Genomic DNA, 6201 nt, shown 5'->3' on the forward strand with positions numbered 1-6201 from the left:
CCCCGGCGGCAGCTCCGGCGGCGGCCCCGCTGGCGTGCGCCCGCTGCGCGCGCCCGTGCCCTGGCGAAGGCGCCCCGCGGCCGCATCGACGAGCGGCGCCGCGCGTGGCGCAGCGGCAGCAACGCAGACCAGGCCCGTCGAGGTCGAGCAGGGCAAGCAGCAGATGGCGATCCTCGTGATCGTCGCGGCCCTCGCTCTCGTCGCGGCCGGCGTGCTGGTCGCTCTTCGTTTCCTGCGCTGAAGGCGACGCTCAGAAGCGGCCGACGAGGCCGATCCCGGTCGGCCCGATGTTGAGCCGGATCGAGGTCGTTTCGGGGCTCTTCTTGGGCTCGCCGCCCGAAAGGAAGATCCCCGCGACGCCGACGCCGACGCCGACGACCGCCAACGCGAACGCGACGTTGGAGACGTTGGCCAGTGTCTTCGCGGAATCGTTCACGGGCGTAGCTTCGTCGAGCGCGGCTTGCGTCGGGCACGTCCCCGCGGGGCAGAGATCTTTCACGGTGCCCGCGCGCGCGAGCGAGAGAGCCCCGGTCACCGCGCCCGCGATGAGCCCCGCGCCGCCAACGCCAAAACCCACGTAGACGAGCGGCGAGACTCGCCGGCCGGTGTCGCTGCCGTCGTCCGCTGCCGCCGCGTCGCCGAGCGCGAGCGTGACCTTTTGCCGCTGCGCCTCCGCGATCTCGATCTCCTTCGACACGGGCGGGAGCCCCGTCGCCGCCGCCGAGACCTCGTGCTTGCCCGGGTTCACCGGCTGCGCCGCGCGCGCGGTCTCGCTCGGCACGAGCACGCCGTCGATCTTCACCTCGACCGGCGCGCTCTCCGGCACGCCCTGCACGACGACCGTGAGCATCGGGATGCGCGGCTCGAGCTCCGCCGCGAGCTTCTTGGCGGCCTCGCGCGCCTCGGTGAACGGCTTCGGCTCGCCGGGCTTCTCGGGCAAACGCGTGACCTCGAGCGCGGCCTTGTGCGCCTCGACGAGGTGCCCGAGCTTCTCCTCGGTGCGCGCGACCTCGATGCCCGTCGACGGCACGCCCATGATCGCGTGCGCGGCGCGATAAGCGCGCAGCGCGCCGGCGAAATCCTTCTTCTCGACCTTGGCGTCGCCCTCGTCCATGAGCGCGCGCGCCATGTCGCGCTCCGTCTTCGATTGCGCGAACGCGACGGCGTCCGCCGCCAAGATCGTCGTGAAGCCGAGGAGCCACGCGACGAGCGTCCTCCGCGCTCGCCCGCGTGCCCTTTCAGAACCCACGATCACGTTTCGTTTTCCCCGTGGAGGTGGAGGTCGAAGTCGAGGTCGGCTTGACGGGCGCCACGGACGCCTTCGCCGATGTCGCCGGCGGCGTCGCGGCGGTCTCGGTCGGCGTCGCGGTCGGCGTCGCAGCCGGCGTCGCCACGGGCTCCGGCGTGGGCGCCGGAGGCGCGGCTTGCGCAGCCGCCGTCGTCGTCGTCACGTCGGTCGGGAGCGCGGCCGCCGCGTTTTCACCTTCGGTCCCATCCCCCTTCGTGAGCACGACGATCACGATCAGGATGAGCACGACGATCCCGAGCGCGCCCGACACGACCGTGACCAGCGCACGTCGTCGGGAAGAGCTCTTCCACTCGGCGTGCGTGACCGACGAGCCATGAAACGTCTGCAGCGGCGGCGGCGCTGCGGCCGCGCCGCTCGCGGCCCACGGCGGCTCGACGGAGGACGCATACCGCCCCGAGCCCGTGGGCAGCGCCGTCTCCGGCAGCCCCGGCGGAGGCGTGGCGACCGAAGGCCCGGTGCTCATCATCGGCGGCGGCGTCGCGCCCGAGACCCACGCAGCGCCCGACGTCGACGCGCCGCTGCCCGGAAGCGGCGTCAAGCTGCCCGGCGGCTGCGCGGTCGGGGCCGGTCGCGCAGCCGCGCTCGTATCCACCCGGAAGGGTGACGCCGGCGCGGCATATCCGCCCGCGGCGAGCGCCGCGAGGAACGCATCGGCGAGCTCCTTGGCCGACTGGAACCGCTGCGCTGGATCCCGCGCGAGCGCCCGCAAGAACCAGGCATCGAGCGTGGGCAGGAGCCCGGGTCGCTTCTGGCTCGGCGGCACGAAGCTCCCGCGCTCGATCGCGATGCACACCGCGCCGAGCGTCTCGCCCTGGAACGGCACGTGCCCCGTGAGCGCGCGATACAGAACGACGCCGACCGACCACAGATCCGCCCGATGATCCACGCGCCGCGCGCTCAGGATCTGCTCGGGGCTCATGTAGTGCGGCGTGCCCACCATCGCGCCCGTGCCCGTCATGCCGTCGAGCCCTTCGCCCTCGGGCGTCGCGTGCTTCGCGATCCCGAAGTCGAGCACCTTCACGAACAGCTCGCCATCCTGATCACACAGGAAGACGTTGTCGGGCTTCATGTCCCGATGAACGATGCCGAGCGCATGCGCCTTCGAGAGAGCGCGCGCCACGTGCACGACGATCGTGGCCGCCTCGTCGAGGCCGATCGTGCCGATCTTCGAGAGCCGCATGCGCAGGTCTTCGCCTTCGAGCAGCTCCATCGCGATGTACGGCGTGCCGTCGGGCGAGATGCCGTGATCGAAGACCTGAACGACGTTCGGGCTCTTGATCTGCGCGCTCGCCATGGCCTCGCGCGTGAAGCGAGCCACGTACTCCTGGTCCTGCGCGAGGCGCTCGGACATGAACTTCACGGCGACCTGCGTGCGCAACGTCAGGTGCTCTGCGAGCCACACGCTGCCCATGCCGCCGCGCTTGAGCGGACGAAGCAGACGCACGTTGGTACCGACGATCGCGCCGGCCGAAAGGCTCACGGCGCGGAGAATACCACGGCATCCGCTGCGGTGAGCTTCATTCGACGCGCGAAAGCGCCTTGCTAGCCCTTGTCCCGCTTCGCGTCGTCCATCCGGATCTCGTGCAGGAGCTCCTCGACGCGATACGCGCTGTCCTGGCCCGTGTCGTAGATGAACTTGAGCTCCGGGGCCCGCCGAAGCTGGACCGCCTTGCCGACGTCGCGCCGAAGACGTCCCCCGGCCGCCTCGAGCCCCTTCAGCATCGACCGGCGCTCCGCTTCGCCCTGCGCCGTGCCGAGCTCGTTCCGCACGAAGATCCGCGCCGTCTGCAGATCGTCGGTCATCTCCACGCGCGAGATGAGCACCCCGAAGAGGCGCGGATCCGCCATGTCCCGCAAGAGCGCCGCGAGCTCCTCACGGACACGCGCCGCCACCCGAGCTGACCGCAATCCTTGTCCACTCACGCGGATTCCCCTTCGTCGTCGTGGTCGTCGTCGCCGAGATCCCCGAGCATCTGCTCGATCCCGCCCACGACGCCCCGACCGCCTTCGCCGAAGCTCACGATCTCGCTCGCCCGATCGGCGAGGAGCGCGTCGGGCAGCGTGGAGGCCATGCTCACCACGCTCGAGATCATCTGATCACAGACCGTGTGCGAGTTCGACACGACCGCGACCCCGAGGGTGGCGTGCCGCGGATCGTCGAGGACCCCGACTTCCGCGACCGCCACCTTCAGCCGTGCTTGCACTCGCTCCTTGAACGAGCGGACGACGCTCCGCTTGTCCTTGAGCGACCGCGCCCCGGGCACATCCAACCTCAGCCTCAACACACCAACAAACATCGTCGTTCGCCGGCGCTACCCGGGTCCGCGGTCGCTCCCGAAGCTCAGGTGAGCTTCGTCTTGACCTCTTCGATCTCGAAGCACTCGATGACGTCGTTTTCCTTGATGTCCTGGTAGTTCTCGAGCGAGATACCGCACTCGAACCCCTCGGCCACCTCTTTCGCGTCGTCCTTGAAGCGGCGCAGGCCCGAGAGCTTGCCCGTCCAGACGACGACGTTGTCGCGGATGAGACGCGCCTCCGCCGTCCGCTTCACGAGCCCGCTCGTCACCATGCAGCCGGCGACGGTGCCAATCTTCGCGACGCGGAAGACCTGACGAACCTCCGCCCGGCCGAGCTGCTTCTCGACCTTGGTGGCAGGCAACAGACCTTCCATCGCGGACCGGATGTCGTCGACCGCGTTGTAGATGATGTTGTAGAGCCGGATCTCGACGCCCTCGGTCTCGGCATGGCTAGCGGCCTTGCCTGCAGGACGAACGTTGAACCCGACGATGATGGCCTTCGATGCGACCGCCAGGTTCACGTCGCCCTCGGTGATGCCACCGACGCCCGCGTGGACGATCGTGACCTTCACCTTCTGCGTCGAGAGCTTGGAGAGCGCATGGCAGATGGCCTCGACCGAGCCCTGCACGTCGCCCTTCACGATGAGCTTCAGCTCCAGCTGATCGCTCTCCGCGAGGCGCGAGGTGAGCGTCTCCAGCGAGACGCGCGAGTCCTGCGGGATGAGCGACTTCGACGCCTTCTTGCGACGCGTCTCCGCGATCTCCTCCGCCGTCTTGGCGTCCTTGACCGCATGCACCGGATCACCCGCGCTCGGCACCTCGTTCAAGCCGAGCACCTCGACCGGCGTCGCGGGGCCCGCATGCGCCACCGTGCGGCCGAGCTCGTCCGTCATCGCGCGGACCTTACCCCACACGCTGCCGGCGATGATGATGTCGCCCGTGCGCAGGGTGCCGTCCTGGATCATGACGCGCGCGACCGGGCCGCGGCCACGATCGAGCAGCGCCTCGATGACCGTCGCGCTCGCGCGGCGCTTCGCGTAGGCCTTGAGCTCGAGGATCTCGGCCTGCAGGATGATCGACTCGAGGAGCTGATCGATGTTCTGCCCGGTCTTCGCCGACACGTGCACGAACATCGTCTGGCCGCCCCACTCCTCGGGCTGAAGCCCGAGGTTCGCGAGGTCGCGCTTGATCTTGTCGGGATCCGCGCCCGGCTTGTCGATCTTGTTCACCGCGACGATGATCGGCACCTTCGCGGCCTGCGCGTGCGAGATCGCCTCCTTGGTCTGCGGCATGACGCCGTCGTCCGCCGCGACCACGAGCACGACGATGTCCGTGAGCGAGGCGCCGCGGGCACGCATCGCCGTGAACGCCTCGTGACCCGGCGTGTCGAGGAACGCGATCGTCCCACGCGGCGTCTCGACGCGGTACGCGCCGATGTGCTGCGTGATGCCGCCCGCCTCGCCCTCGGCCACGCTGGCCTTGCGGATCCGGTCGAGCAGCGACGTCTTGCCGTGGTCGACGTGACCCATGACCGTGACGATCGGCGGACGCAGCTCGAAGTCCATGTCCGCCTCGGACTCGACGCGCGTCGCGTCCTCGAGCGTCTGGGTCTCGCTGACCGCGACGTCTTCGACGTTCCAGCCGAACTCGCTCGCGACGATCTTCGCGGTGTCGGCGTCGAGCGTCGAGTTGATGTTCACGCCCGTCATCCCCATGCTGAGGAGCTTCAGGAGAACATCGGTCGACTTCACGCTCATCTTCGCGGCGAGCGCCTGCAGGCTGACCTGCTCCTCGATTTTGACGACCTTCTTGTGAGAGGCCATCTCCTGCGTGGAGACCTGCGCCGGGCCGCGCCGCTGCTGGATCGGAGGCCCGCCCGGACGACCACGGAAGCCGCCCATGCCAGGCCGCTGCGGGCCGCTGCGCGGTCCGCCCGGCTGCCCCGGACGACCCGTCTGCGGGCCGAAACCCGTGCCCGGACGGCCCGGCTGCGGCGCCTGGGCGCGCGGATCGTAGGTCGTGCGGCGCGGCGTGCTCGTGCGCTGCGCGGCCGGCATCGGGACGCCGGGGCGACCCTGCCACACGTCGATGCCCGTCTTCGGCGGGGACGACGGACGCGGCGGGACCGAGGACGGCGTGTCCGAAGGCTTGCGCGGCGGCGGCACGGACGACGCAGGCGCCGTGCGAGCCGGAGGCGGCGCGCTCGGCGGAGGCGTGCGCCCCGGGCCCTGCTGCGGCGCGGGCGAGCGCGTCGTGGCCGGAGGCGGCGTCGTGGGCTTCGACGGGCCCTGCTGCGACGAACCACCAGCCCGCTGCGGCTGCTGCGACTGCGGAGCCGCCGCCGGCTTCGGCGCCTCGGGCGCAGGCTTCGCCGGCTCCTCGGCCTTCTTCGGCGGCTCGGCGGCCGCCTTCGGCGCAGGCGCAGGCTCCGCGGCCTTCGGCGCAGGCGTCGCCGCCGGAGCGGCCGGCGGCGCGGGCGGCGCCTTCGGCGTCTCGGCAGGCGCGGCGACCTGCTTGGCAGGCTCCTCGGCCTTCTTCGGCGGCTCCGCCGCTGCCTTCGGCGCCGGCGCGGGCTCGGCCGCCTTCGGGGCGGGC

The 6201-nt window shown here is 70.9% G+C and carries 6 protein-coding genes; 1 reads left to right on the top strand and 5 read right to left on the bottom strand.

The window, feature by feature from the left end; all coding sequences use genetic code 11:
• Positions 1-241, top strand: a 241-nt coding sequence (locus QHF83_RS52630) for a hypothetical protein (RefSeq protein WP_282425757.1), incomplete at its 5' end; no start/stop codon positions are given.
• A 9-nt stretch (positions 242-250) separates the two neighbouring features.
• Here QHF83_RS52630 and QHF83_RS52635 read toward each other — a convergent pair.
• From QHF83_RS52635 to infB, 5 genes are all read right to left on the bottom strand, one after another.
• The gene (locus tag QHF83_RS52635; RefSeq protein ID WP_282425758.1) at positions 251-1249 is read right to left on the bottom strand and encodes a hypothetical protein; all 999 of its coding nucleotides are present in this window, start codon (positions 1247-1249) and stop codon (positions 251-253) included.
• Positions 1239-2789, bottom strand: coding sequence for a serine/threonine-protein kinase (locus tag QHF83_RS52640; RefSeq protein WP_282425759.1), 1551 nt, complete (start codon positions 2787-2789; stop codon positions 1239-1241). The genes QHF83_RS52635 and QHF83_RS52640 overlap by 11 nt, the downstream gene beginning before the upstream one ends.
• Positions 2790-2851: 62 nt before the next feature.
• A complete protein-coding gene (gene rbfA, locus QHF83_RS52645; RefSeq protein WP_282425760.1) occupies positions 2852-3202 on the bottom strand; it encodes a 30S ribosome-binding factor RbfA in 351 nt (116 codons plus the stop codon).
• Positions 3203-3228: 26 nt separating this feature from the next.
• Positions 3229-3594 (bottom strand): DUF503 domain-containing protein, encoded by a 366-nt coding sequence (locus QHF83_RS52650; protein ID WP_282425761.1) that lies wholly within the window; start codon positions 3592-3594, stop codon positions 3229-3231.
• A gap of 56 nt (positions 3595-3650) precedes the next feature.
• Positions 3651-6201, bottom strand: a 2551-nt coding sequence (infB, locus tag QHF83_RS52655) for a translation initiation factor IF-2 (RefSeq protein WP_282425762.1), incomplete at its 5' end; no start/stop codon positions are given.

It is taken from the genome of Polyangium sp. 15x6 (genome assembly GCF_029960785.1).
Taxonomy (GTDB): domain Bacteria; phylum Myxococcota_A; class Polyangia; order Polyangiales; family Polyangiaceae; genus Polyangium.